Source organism: Polaromonas sp. P3_C2 (genome assembly GCF_056402675.1).
Genome location: NZ_JBFUGX010001221.1, coordinates 1 through 612, shown reverse-complemented (window position 1 = coordinate 612; position 612 = coordinate 1). Strand labels below are relative to the sequence as shown.

At 56.9% G+C, this 612-nt stretch carries 1 pseudogene; it reads right to left on the bottom strand.

Annotation, left to right across the window (positions count from 1 at the left end):
• A pseudogene (gltD, locus tag AC1DWI_RS25720) lies at positions 1-336 on the bottom strand (glutamate synthase); the annotation flags it as partial.
• Between the last annotated feature and the right edge of the window lie 276 nt (positions 337-612).

Genomic DNA, 612 nt, shown 5'->3' with positions numbered 1-612 from the left:
GTCGTCATTCACGTTCAGCGTGCAGGCGGCTTCGCAGGGCGCGGGGCAGTTGCGGCCGGTGAACTCGGGAAAATTGTTGGTGCTGTGCAGCGAGTCGATCTCGTTTTTCCAGTCAGCGCGAAACACCATGTCGTTGAAGTCGGGAATGATGTTGTTGACCGGGCAGCCGTTGTTGCAGAACGGCGTGCCGCAGTCCATGCAGCGTGCGGCCTGCTTGTTGGCCTGCGCGTCGTCCAGCCCGATGACAAATTCCTTGTAATTCTTCAGGCGCTCCGGCACGGCCTTGTAGCCCTCCTCGATGCGCTCGTATTCCATGAAGCCGGTGATTTTTCCCATGATGCGGTCCTGTGCAATTCTTTAAGCGTTTTATGCCTCTAGCCCTTTGAAGACGGGCGTAAGCAGCTATAAATTCGATAGCAGATAGTTTGATGCGTAAAAGGCGCAACCGGCTTATTTAGCCGCCACCGCTTCCTGGTTGGTGGCGACCTGGGCCCTTGTGGTCTCGGTCGCGGCTTCCAGGCGGCGTTCCTTGCGCTCGATCAGTGCCTTCTTGTATTCGTTCGGGAAGACCTTCACAAATTTCAGGCGCGACTCGCTCCAGTTGTCGAGCAG